The organism is Bordetella ansorpii (assembly GCF_900078315.1).
Classification (GTDB): Bacteria; Pseudomonadota; Gammaproteobacteria; order Burkholderiales; family Burkholderiaceae_B; genus Bordetella; species Bordetella ansorpii.
This window is the reverse complement of record NZ_FKBS01000014.1, coordinates 1359658-1381351: the sequence shown is the minus strand read 5'-3', so window position 1 is coordinate 1381351 and position 21694 is coordinate 1359658. Positions and strand designations below refer to the sequence as shown.

Here is a 21694-nt window from a genome sequence, read left to right as displayed (position 1 = left end):
ATTCCCCCGGTCGGATCAGCCTGTGAAGTCGGTTGCCAGGGCCGAGCCGCGCCATCGCTCGATGTCCGCCCGCACCAACACCGCTTTCTGCTCGGCCAGTTCGTGGGCGACCCTGCCGGCGAACAGGTGCAGCGGCGGTTCGTCGACATCGCAGGCTTGCAGGATCAGCAGCGCCAGCCTGTCCGGGTCGCCCGGCTGATTGCCGTGCAGCGTATCCAGGTGCAGATCCAGCGAGGCCCGGGCCTCGGCATAGTCGTCGATCTGGCGCGCGGCCACTCCCAGCGCGCCGCTGGCCAGGAAGTCCGTGCGCACCGGGCCCGGATAGACTACCGTGGCCTTGATGCCCAGCTCGGCCACCTCGGCCGCCAGCGACTCGGTCAGGCCCGCCAGCGCGAACTTGCTCGCCGCGTAGCTGCCCCATCCGGCATAACCGCCCTGGTATCCGACGATGGAGGCGATGTTGACGACGTGGCCAGAGCGCTGCGCCCGCAGGTGCGGCAGGGCATGGCGCAGCAGCGTGGCCGGCGCGAACACGTTCACGTCGAAATTGCGCCGCAGTTCCGCATCGGACAACGCCTCGATGGCGCCCTGCTGCGCGTAGCCCGCGTTGTTGACCACCACGTCGATGCGGCCGAAGACGTCCACGGCCTGCCGCACAGCCGCCGCGATGCTCTGCTCGTCGCCCAGGTCGACCTGCAGCGGCAGGAACTGCCCGGGTGGCGCACCCGCGATGGCGCGCTCCAACTGGGCCAGCGTGCGCGACGTGGCCGCGACGCGGTCGCCACGCTCCAGGGCCCGCCGCGCCAGGCAGCGGCCGATGCCCTTCGATGCGCCGGTGATGAACCATACCTTGGATCGATTGCTCATGATGCTCCTTGAATGAAGATCGCCCGCCCCCCGCGGGGCCGGCGCGAAATGGCTCAGTACAGGCTGGCCGTGGGGCGCACGACGATCTCGTTCACGTCCACGCCCGCAGGCTGGTCGATCGCGAACGCGATGGCGCGGGCGATCGCGTCCGGCGTCATCGCCACGCTGCGGAATTCACGCATGGCGGCCTGCGCGCCCTCGTCGGTGATGGTGTCGGCCAGTTCGGACTCGACCACGCCGGGGCAGATCACCGTCACGCGCAGCTTGTCCGTCTCCTGGCGCAACCCGTCGGAGATGGCGCGCACCGCGAATTTCGTGGCGCTGTAGACCGCGCAACGCGGCCACACGGCGAATCCGCCAATGGACGAGATGTTGATGACCTGGCCCTCGCCCTGCCGCTCCATGACGGGCAGCACGGCCGCGATCCCATGCAGCACGCCGCGGATGTTCACGTCGATCATGCGGTTCCATTCGTCCAGCTTCAGGGCGTTCAGCGGGGACAACGGCATCACGCCTGCGTTGTTGACGATGACGTCGATGCGGCCGAACGTGTCCATCGCGTACTGCGCGAAGGCGGCGGTGTCTTCGGCCGAGGTCACGTCCAGGGCACGGTAATGCACCGACTTGCCCGCGTCGCCCAGCGCGCCGACCAATGCGGCCAGCCGGTCGGTGCGGCGCGCGCCGATCACCAGACGGTGGCCCTGCGCGGCCAGCAGGCGCACCGCGCCTTCGCCGATCCCGCTGCTGGCGCCGGTGACGAGGATGACTTTGGATTGGGTAACCATTTGCACACTCCTATCGATAAGCCGAGACGGGTGCGTATTCCGCGCGATGGCGGGACTTTCCTGCCCTGGCGTTTGATTGGCCTTGCGGATCAAGAGCCTGTGACGAAATGGTAGAAGCACGGGCTGATTCGGAAAAGACCCTTGACGATTCGATCCTTGCCCATTCCTATCGATGGCCTCGCGTTCCCCTCCGTCACCCGCCTACAATGGCGGGCCACGCGCCAGACACGGAGACCCATGTGAAGAGCACCACCCCGGCATCGCTGCGCATGACCGACATCCTGATGCGCCTGGCGCCCAACGAGGGCTATACCCAATCGGCCCTGGACAGCGTGCGCCTGATGCGCTCGAACCGCCCGCTGGGGCGCACGCCCGTGCTGTACGAGCCCAGCATCGTCATCGTGTGCCAGGGCCGCAAGCTGGGCTTCCTGGGCGACGAGATGTATGTGTACGACGCCCAGCAGTACCTGGTGCTGTCGGTGCCGCTGCCCTTCTCGACCGAGACCATCGCCAGCGAGGACGAACCGATGCTGGGCGTGGCCATCCGGCTGGATTTGCTGGAACTGAGCGAACTGGTCACCGAGCTGGACGATGCCGGCGGTCCGGCTCAGGGGGCGCCGATGGGAATCGTGTCCACGCCGCTCGATGATGACCTGGCCGACGCCACGCTGCGGCTGTTGCGCGCGCTGGCCTCTCCCCTGGATGCCCGGATCCTGGGGCCGGCCATCGTCAACGAGATCTGCTTTCGCGTACTGACGGGCGCGCAGGGCGCGTCCATGCGCGCGGCGCTGGCGCACAACGGCCGGTTCGGCCGCGTGGCGCGCGCCTTGAACTACATCCATGCCGATTTCGCGCAGCCGCTGACGGTGGCGCAACTGGCAAAGGAAGCCGGCATGAGCGTGCCTGCATTCCATGCGAACTTCCGGACCGTGACGCAGACCTCGCCCATCCAGTACATCAAGTCGACGCGCCTGCATCAGGCCCGCCTGCTGATGATCCGCGATGGACTGACGGCGGCGGGCGCGGCGGCGAAGGTGGGGTATGAAAGCCCGTCGCAGTTCAGCCGGGAATTCAAGCGCTTCTTCGGGCGCACGCCGTCCGATGAAGTCCGGGATATGCGCGTGACGTTCGGCCTGTCGCCGGCGACCCGGCTGGAGGATCTGGAGTGGCGCACCGACGCCGCCGAGGAAGCCGCCGCGAACTGATGATCCACGCACGCGGGCTGTCCATCGGCGCCGTCAACGCGCCTCACGCCAGGACAGGCCCGCCTCGCCATACATGGCATTTTTCGCGCCCGCACGGGCCGCCAAAAAATGGAACAGTGCGTCTTGTGAGGCGCCCCAAGCGGCGAAATCCGCCATGCTAGGATCGTCCTTCCCTTGGTTGCCCGGCACGTCACTCATGCGCTCGCGGCCCGATTCGACGGCCTGCTGGCAACTCTCCGACCAACTTGCAGCATGAAGATCCGGCCATGAAAAAACTCATCCTCACCTGCCTCGCGCTGGCTGCCTCGCCCGTGATCGCGGCCCCCGTCACGTACAACCTCGATCCCTCGCACACCTACCCCAGCTTCGAAGTCGACCACTTCAACGGCGCCTCGGTCTGGCGTGGCAAGTTCCTGAAAAGCTCGGGCAAGGTGGTGATCGACCGCGCCGCCAAGACCGGCAGCCTGGAAGTCGAGATCGACACCGCCACCGTCAGCAGCGGCGACGCGGACCTGGACAAGGAAATCGTCAGCGACAAGATGCTGGACGTGGCGAAATTCCCCAAGGCCGTCTACAAGAGCAGGAAGTTCATCTTCAAGGGCGACGTCCCGACGAAGATCGAAGGCGAATTCACACTGCACGGCGTCACGAAGCCCCTGACGCTCACGCTGAATTCGTTCAAGTGCTACGAGAATCCGATCCTGAAGCGCGAAGTGTGCGGCGCCGACGCCAAAGCTGAATTCAACCGCGCCGACTACGGCGTCAGCTTCGGCAAGGAGTGGGGCTTCCAGATGTTCACGCGCCTGCAGATCCAGGTGGAAGGCGTCAAGGCGGACTGATCGTACTGGCTGCTCCGAACGGCCCCCGCGCGCTGGATACGACTCCAACGCGCGGGGGCCGTTGTGCTTGCGCCGCTCCAAGCGGCACGGAATGCTCCCTGAAACAACACAGCCCACACATGAATGGCCCGCGCTTGCCGAGCGCGCCCGAACCGACGTAAATTAGCCCCGTCGAAAAAGGCAGACTTGGTGTGGTCCAGCCCAAGTCCTTCCGCATCGCGGAAGCTCTGTCCATGCCCGCGCATGAGTCCCACGACGAACATCCACGCGATCCCGCGTGGGTCCTGTTCGTCAGTGCGGTTCTCAAGACAACGAACTGTTCTGGTCGAACGGCCATTCCATTCCGAGGTCTCTCATGCACGATTCGATTTCCCACGATGTCATCATTGCCGGCGCCGGCCCCGTCGGGCTGTTCCTGGCCTGCGAGCTGCGCCTGGCCGGTGTTTCGGTCCTGGTGCTGGAACAGGCTGGCAGTCCGGACTCGCCGCTGAAACGGCCGCCTTTCGGCATGCGCGGCCTGTCCGTCCCGACGCAGCAAGCCCTGGACCGGCGAGGCTTGCTGGCAGAGATGGCAGCCCTCCGGCCCGGCCAACCGCCCGCCCCGCAAGACCGCGCGCATGCGCCGCACTGGATGCAGCAGCCGCGCCCGTCCGCGGGCCACTTCGCCGGCATCCCGCTCCATCGGGACAACGTGGACCCGTCCCGATGGCCGTATCGCCTGCCCCATGCCGAAGAAGGCATGCTGGTCAGCGACACGGCGCACATCGAACAGGTGCTGGCGGCCCGCGCCGTGAAGATGGGCGCGGAGATACGGCGTGGCCTCGGCGTCCGGGCGATCGAACAAACCGAAGACCGCGTCACGGTGCATGCGGAGGGACAAGCCTTCCACGCGCGCTGGCTGGTGGGATGCGACGGCGGCCGCAGCAGCGTGCGCAAGGCGGCGGGCTTTACGTTCGAGGGCACGCATCCGGAGTTCACCGGCTACAGCGCGGATATCGTCATGGCGGATCCCGATGCTCTCGCGCCGGGCCGGCACTACACGCCCGCGGGCATGTATACGTACCAGCGTCCGGGCTTCGTCACCTTGGTCGATTTCGATGGCGGCGCATTCCATCGCACCGAAGCGATCACGCGGGAACACCTGCAATCGGTACTGCGCCGGATATCCGGCGTGGACGTCGATATCGAGGCGCTCCGGCTCGTCACGACCTGGACCGACCGCGCCTTCCAGGCAACGGCCTATCGCAGGGACCGCGTGCTGCTGGCCGGCGATGCCGCGCACACGCATTCGCCGTTGGGCGGCCAGGGCCTGAACCTGGGATTGGGCGACGCCATGAATCTCGGCTGGAAACTGGCCGCCACGATCCACGGCGCCGCGCCGCGCGGCTTGCTGGACAGCTATCCCTCAGAGCGCATGCCTATCGGGGCACGGATACTGGATTGGTCGCGCGCGCAGGTCGCCCTGATGCGGCCCAGCCCAAGCTCTCGCGCGCTCGGGGCCATCCTGCGCGATCTCATCGAGACGCGCGATGGCGCCACCTATTTCGCCGAACGCATGTGGGGCGTGTCATTGCGTCACGAACTGGATGATGCACATCCGCTGGTGGGCCTTAGCGCACCGGACTTCATGCTGGCCGATGGAACCCGGCTGGCGGCACACCTGCGCAGCGGCAAAGGCTTGCTACTGGATTTCAGCCTTCGGGCGCCCTTGGCCGAGATGGCGCGGCACTGGGACGGCCGCATCGGATATGTGTGCGGCGAAGCGGCAGACACCTTGGGCTTGAGCGCCGCGCTGGTGCGCCCTGACGGCATCGTCGCCTGGGCAGGCGACGGCGAACCGGACCAGACCGCCGCCGTGGCAGCGATCGAACGCTGGTTCGGCCGCCCTGAAGCCGGCAGCGCCGATGGGTCGCCGTGAGCGTCTTCCGCCGCCTGACCGGCAGGCCGCATCGCTGAAAGCGTAATGGAGAACATCGTGGCGGCTCGACTCCCTCGACGTTCTCCGGCCATCAAACACATCAATGCGACGACACGTACACCGCATCCGCAAAGGCTTCCGGGATGGCGAAGCTGTCTCGCATACGCCGGGCCTCGGCCGCGGGCGTCGCGCCGAACAGGCGCTTGAACTCGCGGCTGAACTGAGAGGGGCTGGTATAGCCCACCGCATAACCCGCCGCCTCGGCGGTCAGGTCCTGCCGCACCATCAGCAAACGCCCTTGATGCAGCCGGGTCGATTTCACGTACTGCATCGGCGACAACTGCGTGATCGCCTTGAAGTGGCTGTAGAAACTGGGCACGCTCATTCCCGCCTCTTCGGCCAGCAGCGCCACGTCCAGGGGCTGCGCGTATTCGGCATGGATGCGGCGCAAGGCGCGGCCGACCCTGCCGAAGTGCCCGCGCAGGGCCAACGCCTGCCGCATCGCCCCGCCCTGCTCGCCCGTCAGCACGCGGAAGTACAGCTCGCGCAGCAGGCCTGGCCCCAGCACGGCGGCCTCCAGCGGTTGGCTCATGGCTTCGAGCAAACGCAGCACCGAGGCCTGCATCGCCGGGTCCATCGGCGTGGACATCATGCTCAGCGGCGCTTGCGCGCTGCCGTCCGTACCCTCGTTGTCGATCTGCTCGGCCAGCTCGGCCGCCATCGTGAAATCCAGGTGCAGATACAGCGCCAGCAGGGGATGTTCCGCCGTGGCCTCGGTCTCCATGCTGAACGGCACGGGCACCGACACGGCCAGATAGTGCCATTCGTCGTACAGGTACAACTGATCGCCGAAATAGCCGCGCTTGCGGCCCTGGCAGACGATGACGATGCCGGGGTCGTACAGCACGGGCGTGCGGGACAGCGCGCGGTTGGAACGCAGGATGCGCACGCTGGGCAAGGCCGTCAGGTTGTAGCCCTCGTCGGGCGCCAGGGCGTGCAGCAGCGCGATCGTGCGCTGCTGGCCGACCGAGGGCGGCGCGCTCATCGGCATCTTGGCAAGACGCTTTGGCCTCATAGTTTTATGCAAGATAAATAGCGAATCCTGGATTCATCGGATTCATTCACGTAATTATTATGCATTCTCCAACCTAGATATCGGAGAAATCCAGATGGCATCCCAAAAGATCCTGCTCATCACGGGCGTCAGCAGCGGCTTTGGCCGAGCCCTGGCGCAGGAAGCACTGGCCACGGGCCATACCGTGGTCGGCACGGTACGGAACGAGCAGGCACGGCAGGAATTCGAGTCGCTGTCGGCGAAGGCCCTCGCGCGCCAGCTGGACGTGACCGACTTCGACGCCATCGACGGCATCGTGGCCGGCATCGAAGCCGGCGTCGGCCCCATCGACGTGCTGGTCAACAACGCCGGCTATGGCCACGAAGGCATCATGGAGGAGTCGCCCCTGTCGGAGATGCGCCGGCAGTTCGACGTGAACGTGTTCGGCGCGGTCGCCATGATGAAGGCCGTGCTGCCGTTCATGCGGCAGCGCCGGCGCGGGCACATCCTGAACATCACGTCGATGGGCGGCCACATCACCATGCCTGGCATCACGTACTACTGCGGCAGCAAATTCGCGCTGGAAGGCATTTCCGAGGCGCTGGGCAAGGAAGTGGCCTCGCTCGGCATCTCGGTGACGGCCGTGGCGCCGGGCTCGTTCCGCACGGACTGGGCCGGCCGTTCGATGACCCGCACACCGCGCTCCATCGCGGACTACGACGCGATCTTCGATCCCATCCGCCAGGCGCGCGAAGAAAAAAGCGGCAAGCAGTTGGGCGATCCGGCGAAGGCGGCGCGGGCGATGCTGGCGGCGATCGATGCGGATCAACCGCCCGCGCATCTGCTGCTGGGCAGCGATGCCTTGGGCCTGGTGCGGGGCAAGCTGACGGCCTTCGCGCAGGAGATCGAGCAATGGGAAGCGCTGACGATGTCGACGGACGGTTGATCCAGAAAGCGCGTTCCCGGGAAGCCAGGGAAATGAGTACGTTTGCCCTCCCCTCGTCATCAGCAAGAGCCGGCGGACCCACATTTGTGCTGATGTGGGTCCATTATTCAATCCTGGGAAGCCCCATGAGCCGACTGACCATAGATGTAACGGACCATCAGCATCAAATGCTTAAAGCCAGGGCCGCGCTGGAAGGAAAAACCATCAAGCAATACACGCTGGAGCGTCTTTTTCCCAGCTCCGTCGCGCAGGACCAGGCGATGTATGAACTGAAGTCGCTCCTGAACGAGCGCTTGGCCGAGGTCGAACGCGGCGAGATCGAGGATGGCAGCATCACCGAGATCACCATGGCGGAAATGCATCGCGGCAAGACGCGATGACGCGTCCTTACGCGCTGTCCCGCAGCGCGGCGGCTGACTTGCGCAGCATCGTCCGGTACACCCAGAAAGCATGGGGGCAATGCGCAAAGCATCGCGTATGCCGCAGCACTGGAAAGAGCCGCCTGCGAACTCGCCCTTGGTGAAGGCGTGTTCAAGACATTGGATGACCTGCTACCCGGTTTGCGTGCAAAAAAGGCGGGAAAACACTTTATTTTTTTGCCTTCCTCGCCGAAGCCAACCTGCCGTCATCCTGGCCGTGCTCCATGAGCAGATGGATCTGCTGGCACGCCTGAAGGAACGGCTGGAGCAGTAGGACCCGACCCAGCAGTCCTACAACTCCAGCACGATCTTCGTCCCCTTCGCCCGCGAACAGCAACTCATCATCTTGCCGTTCGCCTCGCGCTCGGCCCGCGTGAGCACCACGTCGCGGTGGTCGATGTCGCCGGCCAGCACGCGCACTTCGCACGACCCGCACAGGCCTTCCTCGCAATCGCTCTGCACGTCGATGTTGGCCGCGCGCAGCGCCCCCAGCAAGGTCTGGCCGGCCGGCACCTGCAACGTCAGGCCGGAATCCTTCAGCTCCACCTCGAAGCCGTGCTCCCTGGACGGATCCAGCTTGCCCAGCGTGGAATGGAAGTGCTCCACGCGCAACGTGTCTTCGGGCCAATGCGCGCAAGCCTGCGCCAGCCCGTCCAGCATGCGTTCCGGCCCGCAGGCATACACCTGTACGCCCGGCCGCGCCTCGGCCAGCAGCACCTTGAAATCATTGCGCTGCCCTTCATCGCCCACGTGCACGCGCAGCCTGTCGCCGTGCAGCGCGGCCAACTCCGGCAGCAGGGCCATGCAGGCGCGCGAGCGGCCGCTGTAGTGCAGTTCGTAATCGATGCCCAACTCGCGCGCCCGGCGCGCCATCGCGCTGATCGGCGTGATGCCGATGCCGCCCGCGATGAAGATCGCCTGGCGGGTTTCCTCGTCCAGCCGGAAGTGCGTGCGCGGCCCACGCACGCGCAGCCGCATGCCTTGCCGCGCATTCGCATGAATCCACGCCGAACCGCCCCGGCCGTCGGTCTCGCGCAGCACGGCGATCACCAGCCGTCCCGTATCCGCCGGATCGCCGCACAGCGAATATTGGCGGGACAGGCCGCTGTCGCCGCACTCCACGTCGATGTGCGCCCCCGGCGCCCAGCGCGGCAGCGCGCGGCCGTCCGGCGAGGCCAAGGTCAGCCTCATCACGTCGCGCGCCACGAGCTCGGCGCGCTCCACCACCAGGGTTCGCGTGATGGCGCTTGCCGTGGGCTCGCCGATGCGCACGGGCTGCCGCAGCGACAGCACTTCGGGTGTCCGCAACTCGGGATTCCGGCTGGCGTCCCACTCGACCCACAGATGCTCCGGACCGCGGAACGAGGTGTTCGGCACATAGGTGAAGCTTTGCTCGGCCAGCTTCATGTGCGGCAGGCGGCGGGTCAGTTCCTCCAGGAACACCTGCATTTCCATGCGCGCCAGGTTCTTGCCCATGCACTGGTGCGAGCCGTAGCCGAACGTCAACTGGTCGCTGGAATTCTCGCGCCGGATGTCGAACAGGTCCGCATCGGCGAAATGCCGTTCGTCGTGATTGGCCGAGGAACTGACGATCAGCAGCTTCGAGCCCGCCGCGATCGGCACGCCCGCGATCTCGGTATCGCGCGTGACCAGGCGGCGCCAGGCCGCCACCGAGCCGTTATGGCGCAGGCACTCTTCCACCGCGTTGGGGATGAGCGAGGGATCCTCGCAGATGTCGCGCCACGCATCGGGATGCTGCAACAGCAGCTTGATCGCGTTGGCCGAGGCGTTGGCCGTGGTCTCGTGCGCGGCCACGATACCGGCCATCATCATCGAATGCAGGTACGAGTCCGTCACCACCTCGGGATGCTCGCGCTGCTTGCGGATGCCGTACTGCATCCAGCCCGGCTGGTCGGGATCCTGGCGCATCTTGTCCAGGATCTTGCCCGCCAGCTGCCAGAAATTGCCCACGGCATGCGCCACGGCCACCTGTTCCTCGGGCTTCGGACGGCCCCAGGTATTGACGGTATGCGCGATGGAGTACTGCCGCAGCAGGTCCATGTCTTCCTCGGGCACGCCCAGGAAATGCAGCGCCACCGTCAGCGGCACTTCCCACAGCATCTGGTCCACCAGGTCGGCGCGGCCATCATTGACGAACTTGTCGACGTACTCGCGCGTCAGCCTGCGCACCATGGGTTCGTGATGCTTCAGTTCCTCGGGCGTGAAAGGTTCCATCAGCACGCGGCGGCGCGGCATGTGCGCGGGCTCGTCCTCGTTGACCAGCGTGCGGTTCATTGCATAGCCATAGGTGGCCAGCACCGCGTTGGCCTCCGGGCCCGTGGGGGTGATCTTCTCCAGCGCGATGGACGGGCTGAAGGTGAGGTTGTCGCGGAAGATCGCCTTGATGTCGTCGTAGCGCGTCACCACCCAGTAGCCCAGCTTGGGGCTGTAGAACACGGGCTCCTGATCGCGCGCCCAGCGCACGTATTCCGGAGGATCCTGCTGATAGCCGTCGCCGAACGGATCGAACTCGGCCGCGGGCGCGCTGACGTGCACCGGACAGCCGCTGGCCGAGGCGGCGGGCGCGGCCGCGTGGTTGATGGGACAACGCGAGACGGAAGGGGCGGTTGCGGACATGGCGTCCTCCGGAGATGAATCTAGACGGGACGCGGGCCGGCCATCGCGCCGGCCCCGTCCGGATAGCGAAGCCCTTAGTCGAGCTTGATGTTCAGGTCTTTGATCAGCTTGTGCCAGCGGGCGCGCTCGGCCTGCAGCAGGTCGCGGTATTCCGCTGGCGAATTGCCCACCGGCTCGATGCCGAAGTCCACCAGCTTCTGGCGGATGACCGGATCGTTGATGGTGGCCACCAGTTGGCGGTTCAGCGTGTCGACCACGGGCTGCGGCGTGGCGGCCGGCACCACGATGCCGACCAGCGCGGCGGCCTCGACGCCTTTGTAGCCCAGCTCGGCGAACGTGGGCACGTCGGGCAGTTGCGGCAGGCGCGTGGGGTTGGCCACGGCCAGCGCGCGCACCTTGCCGCCCTGGATGAAGCCGGCGCCCGCGGCCAGGTCGACCATCATGGCGGGGATCTGGCCGCCGGCCACGTCGGCCAGGGCCGGCGCCGCGCCGCGATACGGCACGTGCACCAGGTTGACGCCCGTGTTCACCTTCAGCAGTTCCATCGCCAGGTGGTGCGGGCTGCCCGCGCCGGCCGAGCCATAGTCCAGGCCCTTGCCGCTGGACTTGGCGGCTTCCAGGAAGCCCTTCACGTCATTGGCCTTCAGTGCGGGACCGGCGACCAGGATCATCGGAAACCGGCCCATCAGCGTGACCGGCGCCAGGTCCTTGACCGGGTCGTACGACAGCTTCTGGTACAGCGCCGGATTGAAGACCAGGGTGCCGTTGTCGGCCGACAGCATGGTGTAGCCGTCGGGCGCGGAACGTGCCGTTTCCGACGCGCCGATGGCGGTGTTGCCGCCCGGCTTGTTGTCGATGACGACGGGCTGGCCCAGGCGGGTGGTCAGGCCCTGTCCCACAGTACGGGCCAGGAAATCGGAGCCGCCGCCAGCGGCGTAGGGCACGATCCAGCGCACGGGCTTGGACGGATAGGATTCGGCGGCGTGGGCGGCGGGTGCGACCGCCAGCAGACAGAGGGCAAGGATGTGGGATATGCGGGCCAGGCGCATGGTTGTCTCCGTGGTGTTGTGGCTGTTGTGGATGCAGCATATTTTGCGTAAATCATATACGCATTGCGTAATTCGTCAACCCGGGTTTAACCTGCGGCTTTCCTTCACGATGCCTCGCCATGACCGCTGCGCCCGCCGCTACGCACGTCCCCTCCCGCCCTCGTGAACGCCGCCAGCGCGTGCAGGCCGCCGAGACGGGCATGGCCGTGCTGAAGGCCCTGGCAGCGCTGGGCGGCCGCGCCAGCCTGACGCTGCTGGCCGGCGCCGTCCAGGAAAGCCCCGCCAAGGTGCATCGTTATCTGGTCAGCCTGATGGAAGCCGGCCTGGTCAACCAGGACACCGCCACGCAGCAGTACTACCTGGGCCTGGAAAGCCTGCTGCTGGGCCTGGCCGCCATGCGCCAGGCCGACCCCATCCGCATGGCCGAGGCCTCGCTGGTGCGGCTGCGCGAAGAACTGGAAGTGACCTGCTTCGTGGCCGTCATGGGCAACAAGGGCCCGACCATCGTGCGTTTCGAAGAGCCGGGCCTGCCCGTTACCGTGAACGTGCGGGTGGGCTCGGTGATGCCGCTGCTGTGGTCGGCCACCGGCCGCGCCCTGCTGGCCACCCTGGACGAAAGCGCCGTGCGCGCGCTGGCGCTGTCCGAACTGGACAGCGCGCCGCCCGAGCGGCGGGCGCTGCTGGACGCCGACGATCCCATCGGCCAGTTGCAGCGCTCGGTGCTGGCCGCCGGCTGCGCCTGCGTGCGCGACACCAACCTGCCCGGCATCAGCGCAGTCGCGGCGGCGTTGTACGACTACACCGGCCGTCCCCGCGCCGTGCTGACGGCGCTGGGCGCCACGGGCGGCTTCGACGCTTCGGTGGATGGCCCGATCGCGCAGGCGGTGCGCCGCGAGGCGCAGGCCATCAGCCGGCTGCTGGGCCATGCCGCCAAGACCGAGGGCGCCGTTCTTTGATAGGCTTCGGCATGGCCCGGCCGCCGGCTCGAAGGCGGCCCCCCTTCAAGCCTCCTTCCAGGAACGCCATGCAGGACGCCCCCGCCGCTCTCGACCTGTCCGGTCTGGGCCCCAGCCTGTACGCACAAGGCACCGAAGAAGCCATCCTCGCCCGCCTGATGGCGCGCATCGCCCCCACGACGCGGCACTGCGTGGACATCGGCGCCAGCGACGGCCTGCGCAACAGCAACACCGCCCTGCTGCTGCGCGAACAGGGATGGCAAGGCCTGCTGGTGGAAGCCAGCGCCTACCGCTACGACAAGCTGCGCGCCAACTACGGCGCGGCGGGCAACGTGCAGTTGCGGCGGGAGCAGGTACAGCCCGATACCGTGGATGCCTTGTTGCGCGAGGCTGGCGTGCCCGAAGACTTCGACCTGCTGTCGCTGGACATCGACGGCAACGACTACTGGGTGTGGCAGGGCCTGACGGCCTTTCAGCCGCGCATCGTGGCCATCGAATACAACCCTTATTACGCGCCGCCCGAACGCTGGGTGATGTGCTTCAACCCGGAACACGCCTGGGACGGCTCGACCTATTACGGCGCCAGCCTGGAATCGCTATACCACCTCGGCCAGCGCAAGGGCTACGAGCTGGTCTGCTGCGACGACATGGGCAACAACGCCTTCTTCGTGCGGCGCGACCTCTACCCGCTGCTGGGCATTGCCGACAACAGCCCTTCGGTGCTGTTCCGCCCCGCGATGTACAAGCTGCGCTACGTCGGGCACAACACCTTCGTCACGGGGCACCCATACCGGCATGGCCCGGCGCAGCGGATCTGAGCCCACATGGAAGACTCGCCCGTCCAGCCTGAAGCGCTGACCGCCCTCTGCCGGGCTTATGGCCTGAAACAGAATGGCCTTGCACGGCGGATCAGCGAACGCGTGTGGCGCGTCCCGACGTCTGCGGGTGAGGTGGCGGCCAAGTTGTATCGCGCCGGCCAGGATGACCGGGCCGCCAGGGAGGCCGCGCTGTTGACGCACTTCAATGCCCACGCGGATCCGCGCTTTCGCGTGCAATCGCTGCTGCGCACGACATGCGGGGATGCCGTATGGACATCAGGCGACGGCAGCGCCGCCATGCTGACCCGCTGGAACGGCGGCCAGTCCCGGACCTACGACACTTTCACCCCGGAAGAATGGGCCGCGTTGGGCGCCAGCCTGGCGGCCTTGCATACTTGCCTGGACACGCTGGACAGGCTGCCCATGCAGGACACGCTGCTGTCGCGCCTGCAGGCGCTGGATGCCGATGCCTTGCGGCAGGAACTGGCCGATGCCCCCGCGCTGGCGCCGCCCGGCGCCGACGCGGCGCGGCTGCGCCAGTACACGGAAACCTGCCTGCGCCTGCTCGATGCGCACCACGCCGGCAGCCTCGCCGCCTTTCCCACGGACGATCCGCAGCGCCCCATCCACAATGACTACAATCAATTCAACTATCTGTTCGGCGACGCCTTGCCGCCGTTGGTGCTGGATTGGGAAGCGTCGATAGGCGCGCCTCGCGAATACGAACTCGTGCGTTGCCTGAACCACCTGCCGCTGGAAGCTGCGCAACTGGCACGGACTTTCGTGCACGCCTATCTGCGCGTGCGTCCGCTGCACCCCGAACGCATGGCCTGGGCCGTGGATGCGGCCTGCCTGCAGCACGCCGGCAAGCGCTGGATGCTGCGGGGCTGGCTGGCCGATCCGCCCCGCTTCGGCACGCTTCTGCAAGGCGCGCTGCGCATGGTCTCGATGATGGATGGCGCGCGCGGCCAGTTGATCGACTTCTACGGCCGCTGCCTGGATGCGCCGCACTGAACCGCAGGACGCCGACATGAACGCCCCCGCCCGCACGCACGTGTTTCCGCCGCCGATGGACCGAGACTATCCGGTGGTCGATGGCCGCATCCAGACCCGCTCGCTGGAAACGCACATCGTCGACCACTGCAACCTGACCTGCGCCGAATGCTGTTCGCTGTCGCCCTTGCTGCCCGAGTGGCACGCCAGCCCGCAATCGCTGGCCGCCGACCTGCGTCGCGCCGCGCGCGTGCTCAGCCCCAGGATGTTCAAGCTGGTCGGCGGCGAACCGCTGCTGCATCCCGAGTTGATCGACATCGTGCGCATCGCGCGGGCATCGGGCATCGCCCCCGTCATCTCCCTCACCACCAACGGCCTGAAGCTGGGCGAGATGCCGGACGTGTTCTGGCGGGAAGTGGATGCGCTGACGATATCGCGCTATCCCAAGCCGCGGCTGTCCGCTGAACTGATCGCCCACGTCGAAACCCAGGCGGCTCGGCATGGCGTACGGCTGAACTGGAAAGCGCAGGACGAGTTCTCGACCATGACGCGCGTGCATCCCGACGACGACGCCGAGACCGCGCGGCGCATCTACCAGGACTGCTGGATACGCGAGCGTTGCCACATGATCCGCGACGGCATGTTCTACACCTGCACGCGGCCGGCGCATTTCCATACGCTGTATCAAGGCAAGCGGGATTTCCAGGCCGATGGGCTGGCGCTGCGCGACGACGATGGCATGCGGGACGACCTGCTGGCCTATCTGCTGCGCGAGGCCCCGTTGCAGGCCTGTCTGCATTGCCACGGCGGCAGCGCGCCTCAAGCGCCGCATCGCATCATGAAGCGCGGCGAGGTCATCGCCTTGAAGGCCGAATACGCATGATCGTCGGCGCGCGGGATCCGTTTGGGTTTGAGCGGCTGCATTACCTCGTGGGTGAAGAAGGCCTGCTCGGCGGAGGGGATGCGGCCGAACCCCAAGCCGTGGCGGTGAACGGCGCCGTGCCGTGGGGCTCGGGTATCCGGAATCTCCTGCAAGTCAGTGGCGGAGCGGCCGGTGAGGCGGACGTGGATGCGATTCGCGGGTATCTGAGCGAAATGCGCGGCGGTCAGAGCACCGGGGCTTCAGGTGGCGTACGCCACGACGTGCGCGAGGCATCGCTCGGCATTTGCATGCCCGGTGCCAACCGCGATGAACAGCGCCGTGATTCGCAGGCAAGCCCGCGCCACGAGATCCGCAGCAGCGCACGCCTTGCCGGACGCACCGTGCTGCGCAACGTCCGCGCCGTGCCGCCGGGGCACATGCTGGAACGGACGTCCTCTGGCCTGAGGGTTCACGCCAGGCCAATCGCCCCTCAGCCTGGCGATCTGCAGGCCCTGTTGCGCGACGCCATCCAGCGCGTACTGGCCAGCGGCCAACGCGTCGCCCTGGCACTCAGCGGCGGCCTGGACTCGGCCTTGCTGCTGGTCCTGCTGAAGGAACTGGGCGTGCAACAGGACATCCCCGCCTACATCCTGGCCACCGGCATGCCCGACTACTGCGAACGCGACGCCGCGCTGGACATCGCGCAACGCCTGGGCGCCCGCGTGAAGGTCGTGCAGGTGACGGGACCGGACTTCGTGCGCGCGCTGCCCCGCGCCACCCGGTGCGTGGAAGAGCCCATGTTCAACCTGCATCCCGTGGCCAAGCTGCTGCTGGCCGAGGCCATGGCCGCCGACGGCATCCAGGCCGCGCTGTCGGGCGACGGCGCCGACCAGGTGATGCGGCGCGACGTGTCGGCCAACTATCTGCCGCTGTGCAACGCCCTGTTCGGCGCCGCATCGGTGCGGCTGCATGCCCCGTTCATCGATACCGCCGTCGTCCAACACCTGATCTCGCTACCGCCCGATCCCGGCAAGCAATGCCTGCGCGACCTGGGATCGACACTGGGCCTGCCCGACCGCCTGGTGCGCGGTCCCAAGCGCGGCCGCCTGGCCCCCGCCATGGATCTGTCGTCCGTGATGGACCGCGGCCGCATCCTGGCGCTGGCCGGCATGCTGAACCTGGACGCCCCCACCTTGGATACGGACATCGAGCGCATGCAGTGGACCACGCTGGCCCTGACCCTGGATCACCTTCAAGCCCCTCTCCAGCCATGAAACGCATCCTGTTCTGCGTCGTCCCCGAGAAGGGGCACGTCAATCCGTGCATCGGCCCCGCCCAGCACCTGAGCGCGGCCGGCTTCGAGGTCGCCTTCTACGCCCCCGCCGACATCAGCGATCAGTTGCACGGCGCGGGCGGCTTCGCCTTCCTGGGCCCGCGCGAGACGCCCGAGCGGCACGACCTGTCGCGCGGCGCGGGTTTCGCGGCCAACATCCGCGACGCGGCCTGGCTGCGCCGATGGATCCACACGCTGCTGGTGGAGCGTGCCGCCGATCTGGTGGACGGCATCCGAGCCCTCATCCGGCAGTGGCAGCCCACCGTCGTGGTGATCGATCCGTTGCTGTATGCCTCGGCCATCGCGGCTTCGCTGGAAGGCGTGCCCTGGGTGTCGATGTCGAACTCGCTGAATCCCGTGCTGCCGGACCACCTGGATTCGGATCTGCTGCGCACCGTGCGCTGGCTGTCGCCCGAACGCGACGCGCTGTTCGCCCGCCATGGCTTGCGGGCGGAATTTCGCGGCTGCGACGTGCTGTCGCCGCATCTCACCCTGGCCTTCGCCACGGAAGCCCTGGTGGGCAAGGCGCCGCCGGGCGTCGAACTGGCCGGCCCCGCCATGCCGCACGGCCCGCGCGGCGACGAACTGCATTTCCCCTGGGAACGCCTGGACCCGGCGCGGCCCCTGGTCTACCTGTCGCTGGGCAGCCAGCTTTACTACCACCCGGACGTCTTCGCCAAAGTCGCGCAGGCGGTGCACGGCACGCCGGTGCAACTGGTGGTGTCGGCCGGCGAACTGGCGGACGCCGACCAGATGCCCGATCTGGGCGAGCAGACCATTGCCGTGCGCTACGCGCCGCAACTGGCGGTGCTGCGCCGCGCCAGCGTGTTCATCAACCACGGCGGCGCGAACTCGGTGATGGAGTCGCTGGCCTGCGGCGTGCCCATGCTGCTGTCGCCGCTGTGCAACGACCAGTTCCATTCGGCGCATTTCGTCGAGCGCGCGGGCGCGGGTTGCAGCCTGGATCTGCGCGAAGCCAGTGTGGCGCAGATTGCCGACGCCATCGGCGCCCTGCTGCAACGGCCCGGCGCCTTCCACGACAACGCGGCTCGCATCGCCGCCAGCTACGCAGGGCAGGACGGCTCGGCGCGGGCCGCGCAGTTGATCAGCGCACTCGCTTCAGGAAACCGCCCGGAGACAGCGTCATGATGACGCGGTCCTCGATGTCATGATCGACCTCGAAGCGGGTATCGCCTTCGAGAAACGCCGCTGCCGCCGTGGCGGGGTTGTTGCCGCGCCCGTAGGGCTTGCCCTGGAACATCCCGGCGGGCAGGTATTCCATGATGGTGTCCATGACCACCACGTAGCTGCCAGGCGTGACCAGTTCGCCGTAGCAGCGCAACTCGTCCAGCACGTGCGCATGGGTGTGCGTCAGGTCCAGGATGGCCATGACCGGCCCCTGGCCGCCGTTCCGCTCGATCTGTTGCCGCACCTGGGCCAACACATCCGGCGAGCAGGACTCGCCTTCGACCAGATGCATGCGATGGGCCAGGCGGTGGGATTGCAGCGTCTGCCGCACCTCGTCGCGCAGGCGCGGCTCGATGGCCACGACGCGGCCCGTGTCCGTCGCCAATTCCAGCATCGACGCCGAGAACACCACGCCGCCGCCCGCGGCGATGCCCGTCTGCACGATGACCGACGGGCGGATGCGCCACACCAGTTCCTGCAAGGCCAGCATGTCGCCCGGCAGATGGAAGAAGCGCTCGCCCAGCCAGCGGATGTTGAACAGATGATCGAATTCCGCGGCGCGCGCCAGCCATTCGATATTGATGTCCCGCATGCGGGCGGAGATGCGCTCGGACATGATGGATAGCGTGGAAAAAATGGACGTTGCCGCCCTGCTGGAAAGGCATTGGGAGCTGCGGGCGGACTCGGTGCGGGCCACGCCGACGGGCCATACTAACAAAACGTATGTGGCGCGGGTGGATGCGCGCGAGGTCGTGCTGCGGATGTCGTGGAAAGACAAGTCCGAACGGCAGGTGCGCGATGAGACGACCGTGCTGCGGCATCTGGCGGGCGCGCAGGCATTGCCCGCCGTGCCTTGTCTCGTGCCTACGCGGGATGGCCAGGCGTGCGTGCAAGTGCATGGCCGCTGGCTGCATGTGTTCGACGTCATTCCCGGCGAGGTCGGCGAATTCGGCGAAGCGGCTGTCGATGCCCGCGATGGCGTCTATCCGCCGGCGTCGGACACGAGCGATGCGGCGCGCGCGACAGGGGTCGCCAGCGCCATGCACACGCTGGCCCGCCTGCATGCGGCGCTGGCGGGTGGCATCGCCACCGATACCGACGATCCGCTGTCCTGGCTTCGGAGGCGACAGGCGCGGGTGGCCGATCTGGCCGGCCCGATGCTGCCATCGATGACACCGCAACAATGCGGCTTCCTGCTGGCGCGTATCGCCGACCGCCTGTCGGAGGAAGACGCTGGTGTTCCCGGCCCCGTCCAATGGCTGCATGGCGATTATCATGCGGGAAATCTGCTTTACCGCGATCAGCACGTCTGCGGCATCCTGGATTTCGACGATGTCGGGCAGGGATCGCCTTGGGTGGAGACCGCGTTCGCGCTGTTTGCCTTGTCGCGGGATGTCGCGCGTGAAGACGCCTTCGTCTTCGATGCCTCGGTCTGGGACGACGGACTGCACGCCTACGCGCGGATCCAGCCGGGGGCTCCCATCGGGTGGCTACGCAGCAACCGCGGCATGCTCATGCATCTGTTCTGCGCAGACCAGGTATTGATCCATCTGCATGCCGCGCAGCGCGGCCTGTGGCTGCCGGGCCCGGGCATGGGATTCCTGGGTTGCGTGCGCCAGTTATGGGATGCCCGCTGGCCCTGATTCCCGCACCAGCGCCCGTAGATGCGGATCGATCAACAAACGCCGCACGGTTTCCACCGTGGCCGGACGCGCCTCGCGATGGCGCGAGCCGTCGTGCAGGCAGAGCAACACGTCCTGCCCCGCCCTGCCTTGCTCCTCGACATGCCGTCCGATGCTGGCAAGCAGCACATCCGGCGCGGGTTGCGGCTGATGCCAATCGTCCAGGATCAGCGTCCATCCCAGCGATTCGCGGCCCAATCCTTCAAGCACGCGTACTCGCGGGTCTTCGGGCTGCACGCCGTAAGGCAGGCGGAGGGGAATCGATGCGGAAGGCTTCAGCCCGGCATCCATATAGACCTTGCGGATCAACGCGTCCGTGGCGTCGATCTCGGCGGCAAGCCCGGCCTGGGGCAGCTCGCCCGCCCTGGCGTGCGAGTAGGTGTGATTGCCCAGCACATGCCCTTCCGTGGCCATCCGCACCGCCACCTCCCAGCCGGCCGCCAGGTTCCCGCCCAGCAGGAAGAAGGTGGCCCTGCACGAGGCATCGCGCAGGACGTCGAGCAGATCCGGGGTGGACGGGCCGGGGCCGTCGTCGAAGGTCAGGCGTACGAGCATGCGTGCGTGGTGCGGAAAGTGCTGCGCAGGCGTGGGACACGGCAGCCATCGTAGCAGGGCCCAACGGCGTCGGACGCGACCCGTGGGTGGCCTTATCAGGCCGCGTCAGCCCCCGGCTTGCGCTGTTCTTCCCACTTGGCGATCACCGCCGTGGCCACGCTGTTGCCGATCACGTTGGTCATCGTGCGGCCCATGTCCAGCAACTGGTCGATGGCCAGGATCAGCGCGATCCCCGCCGCTGGCAGGTGGAACATGGGCGCCACCGCCGCCACCACCACCACGGCGCCGCGCGGCACGCTGGCCATGCCCTTGCTGCTTATCATCAGGATCAGCAGCATGGTGACCTGCTGCGACACCGACATCTCCACGCCGAACGCCTGCGCGATGAAGATCGCCGCGAAGGCCTGATACAGCATCGAGCCGTCCAGGTTGAAGGCATAGCCCAGCGGCAGCGTGAAGCCCACCACCTTCTTGTCCACGCCGTACTCTTCCAGCTTTTCGGTCAGGCGCGGGAAGGCGGCTTCGCTGCTGGCCGTCGAGAAGGCGATCATCGCCGGCTCGCGGATCGTCTTCAGCAGCGTGATCACTTTGGAACCCAGGAAGGCCCAGCCCACCGCGAACAGCACGATCCACAGCAGCAGCAGCGCCAGGTAGAACGAGCCCAGCAGCTTGCCGTAGGTAAAAAGCACGTCCAGGCCGCGCACCGTCACCACCGATGCAATGGCGCCGAACACGCCGAACGGCGCGAAACGCATCACATAGTCCGTCAGGCGCAGCATCACCGGCACCATGCCGTCGACCACGTTGACCACATAGGCGACCTTGGGATCGCGCTTCAGTGCACTGAGCGCCAGGCCCATGAACACCGAGAACACCAGGATCTGCAGGATGTCGTTGCGCGCCATCGCGTCCAGCACGCTGGTCGGGAAGGCGTGCGTGATGACGTCCTTCACGTTCAGGCCCGAGGTGTTCAAGCCCGTGGCCACCTCGGTCGCGGGCGCCGTCAGGTTCAGGCCCGCGCCCGGCGCGGTCACGTTCGCCATCACCAGGCCGATGCCCAGCGAGACCAGCGACGCGCAGACGAACCACAGCACCGACCGCAAGCCGATCCGCCCCACCTCGCCGCCGCTGTCCAGTCCGGCCAGGCCGGATACCAGCGTGGCGAACACCAGCGGCGCGATGATCATCTTGATCAGGCGCAGGAAGATGTCGGTGATGATGGAAAAGTAGCCGGCGACTTCCTTGAGCTGCGCGGCATCGGTGATGCTGACGTGGCATGCGTAGCCGACGGCGACACCCAGGAGCATGGCGATGGCGATGCTCAGGGTCAGGCGGTTCTTCATTGCTGAGGTTCCTCGTGGCGGCGCGCCGGGCTCGTGGCGGGGCGCGTTCAGTGGTGCGGAAAAGGCGGCTGCCGCCCGCCGGGGAGCAGCACGGCGGGCGAGCAGGTACAAAAAATGGGCAGATGGGTGCGTATTTTGTGTATGCACCGGTGCCCGGAGGGCGAATCATACGGGAAAACCCTGGATGGAATCCGGGGCAGATCGTTACCGGGATGCCGGCCCGCCATGCGCCGCGTCCAGACCTC

At 67.1% G+C, this 21694-nt stretch carries 21 protein-coding genes; 12 read left to right on the top strand and 9 right to left on the bottom strand.

The genetic code is table 11. The features are described from left to right. Nucleotides 1-15: 15 nt before the first annotated feature. On the bottom strand, nt 16-867 hold the full coding sequence (locus tag A7W11_RS14020) for an SDR family NAD(P)-dependent oxidoreductase (protein ID WP_066413274.1): 852 nt from the start codon (nt 865-867) through the stop codon (nt 16-18). Between the two features lie 53 nt (nt 868-920). After that, nucleotides 921-1652, bottom strand: a complete 732-nt coding sequence (locus A7W11_RS14015; RefSeq protein ID WP_066413272.1) for an SDR family oxidoreductase — start codon at nt 1650-1652, stop codon at nt 921-923. Between the two features lie 269 nt (nt 1653-1921). Here A7W11_RS14015 and A7W11_RS14010 point away from each other — a divergent pair, with 269 nt between their 5' ends. Next, nucleotides 1922-2857, top strand: coding sequence for an AraC family transcriptional regulator (locus A7W11_RS14010; RefSeq protein WP_066414061.1), 936 nt, complete (start codon nt 1922-1924; stop codon nt 2855-2857). 33 nt (nt 2858-2890) lie between these two features. Here the strand turns inward: A7W11_RS14010 and A7W11_RS28005 are convergent, their stop codons facing one another. Further along, complete coding sequence (locus A7W11_RS28005; protein ID WP_156523073.1) at nt 2891-3055, bottom strand: hypothetical protein; 165 nt, start codon at nt 3053-3055, stop codon at nt 2891-2893. A gap of 68 nt (nt 3056-3123) precedes the next feature. On the opposite strand from A7W11_RS28005, the gene A7W11_RS14005 reads away from it, so the two are divergent. Next, entirely contained in the window at nt 3124-3696 is a 573-nt protein-coding gene (locus A7W11_RS14005; RefSeq protein WP_066414052.1) for a YceI family protein, read from the top strand. Between the two features lie 355 nt (nt 3697-4051). Continuing rightward, nucleotides 4052-5614, top strand: a complete 1563-nt coding sequence (locus tag A7W11_RS14000) for an FAD-dependent monooxygenase (protein ID WP_066413269.1) — start codon at nt 4052-4054, stop codon at nt 5612-5614. 100 nt (nt 5615-5714) lie between these two features. Here the strand turns inward: A7W11_RS14000 and A7W11_RS13995 are convergent, their stop codons facing one another. Next, nucleotides 5715-6665, bottom strand: a complete 951-nt coding sequence (locus A7W11_RS13995; protein WP_412778731.1) for an AraC family transcriptional regulator — start codon at nt 6663-6665, stop codon at nt 5715-5717. A gap of 118 nt (nt 6666-6783) precedes the next feature. On the opposite strand from A7W11_RS13995, the gene A7W11_RS13990 reads away from it, so the two are divergent. Together A7W11_RS13990 and A7W11_RS13985 are read left to right on the top strand one after the other, a co-directional pair. Then, a complete protein-coding gene (locus tag A7W11_RS13990) occupies nt 6784-7614 on the top strand; it encodes an oxidoreductase (protein WP_066413263.1) in 831 nt (276 codons plus the stop codon). Between the two features lie 125 nt (nt 7615-7739). Beyond that, entirely contained in the window at nt 7740-7994 is a 255-nt protein-coding gene (locus tag A7W11_RS13985) for an antitoxin (protein ID WP_066413261.1), read from the top strand. A gap of 330 nt (nt 7995-8324) precedes the next feature. Here A7W11_RS13985 and A7W11_RS13980 read toward each other — a convergent pair whose 3' ends face one another. Beyond that, a complete protein-coding gene (locus A7W11_RS13980) occupies nt 8325-10670 on the bottom strand; it encodes a cytochrome P450/oxidoreductase (protein WP_066413259.1) in 2346 nt (781 codons plus the stop codon). A 74-nt stretch (nt 10671-10744) separates the two neighbouring features. Next, nucleotides 10745-11719, bottom strand: coding sequence for a Bug family tripartite tricarboxylate transporter substrate binding protein (locus tag A7W11_RS13975; RefSeq protein WP_066413256.1), 975 nt, complete (start codon nt 11717-11719; stop codon nt 10745-10747). A gap of 119 nt (nt 11720-11838) precedes the next feature. Between A7W11_RS13975 and A7W11_RS13970 the strand changes: the two genes are divergently transcribed. From A7W11_RS13970 to A7W11_RS13945, 6 genes are all read left to right on the top strand, one after another. After that, nucleotides 11839-12675: an IclR family transcriptional regulator gene (locus A7W11_RS13970; RefSeq protein WP_066413254.1), complete on the top strand. Its 837-nt coding sequence runs from the start codon at nt 11839-11841 to the stop codon at nt 12673-12675. Between the two features lie 68 nt (nt 12676-12743). Then, nucleotides 12744-13493 carry a class I SAM-dependent methyltransferase gene (locus A7W11_RS13965; protein WP_066413251.1) on the top strand — a complete coding sequence of 250 codons (750 nt, stop codon included), beginning with the start codon at nt 12744-12746 and terminating at the stop codon, nt 13491-13493. A 6-nt stretch (nt 13494-13499) separates the two neighbouring features. Continuing rightward, the gene (locus A7W11_RS13960) at nt 13500-14507 is read left to right on the top strand and encodes a phosphotransferase enzyme family protein (protein WP_066413241.1); all 1008 of its coding nucleotides are present in this window, start codon (nt 13500-13502) and stop codon (nt 14505-14507) included. A 16-nt stretch (nt 14508-14523) separates the two neighbouring features. After that, entirely contained in the window at nt 14524-15369 is an 846-nt protein-coding gene (locus A7W11_RS13955) for a GTP 3',8-cyclase MoaA family protein (RefSeq protein WP_235816870.1), read from the top strand. 287 nt (nt 15370-15656) lie between these two features. Further along, the gene (locus A7W11_RS13950; RefSeq protein ID WP_235816869.1) at nt 15657-16622 is read left to right on the top strand and encodes an asparagine synthase-related protein; all 966 of its coding nucleotides are present in this window, start codon (nt 15657-15659) and stop codon (nt 16620-16622) included. Beyond that, complete coding sequence (locus tag A7W11_RS13945; RefSeq protein WP_066413226.1) at nt 16619-17830, top strand: glycosyltransferase; 1212 nt, start codon at nt 16619-16621, stop codon at nt 17828-17830. The genes A7W11_RS13950 and A7W11_RS13945 overlap by 4 nt, the downstream gene beginning before the upstream one ends. Here the strand turns inward: A7W11_RS13945 and A7W11_RS13940 are convergent. After that, nucleotides 17787-18485, bottom strand: coding sequence for a cephalosporin hydroxylase family protein (locus A7W11_RS13940; RefSeq protein WP_066413220.1), 699 nt, complete (start codon nt 18483-18485; stop codon nt 17787-17789). The two genes, A7W11_RS13945 and A7W11_RS13940, sit on opposite strands and share 44 nt — an antisense overlap. Here A7W11_RS13940 and A7W11_RS13935 point away from each other — a divergent pair. Then, on the top strand, nt 18484-19512 hold the full coding sequence (locus A7W11_RS13935; protein ID WP_066413216.1) for a phosphotransferase enzyme family protein: 1029 nt from the start codon (nt 18484-18486) through the stop codon (nt 19510-19512). The genes A7W11_RS13940 and A7W11_RS13935 overlap by 2 nt on opposite strands. Here A7W11_RS13935 and A7W11_RS13930 read toward each other — a convergent pair. Together A7W11_RS13930 and A7W11_RS13925 are read right to left on the bottom strand one after the other, a co-directional pair. Then, entirely contained in the window at nt 19489-20106 is a 618-nt protein-coding gene (locus tag A7W11_RS13930; protein WP_066413212.1) for a polysaccharide deacetylase family protein, read from the bottom strand. The two genes, A7W11_RS13935 and A7W11_RS13930, sit on opposite strands and share 24 nt — an antisense overlap. Nucleotides 20107-20201: 95 nt before the next feature. Further along, a complete protein-coding gene (locus tag A7W11_RS13925; protein WP_066413209.1) occupies nt 20202-21449 on the bottom strand; it encodes a dicarboxylate/amino acid:cation symporter in 1248 nt (415 codons plus the stop codon). Between the last annotated feature and the right edge of the window lie 245 nt (nt 21450-21694).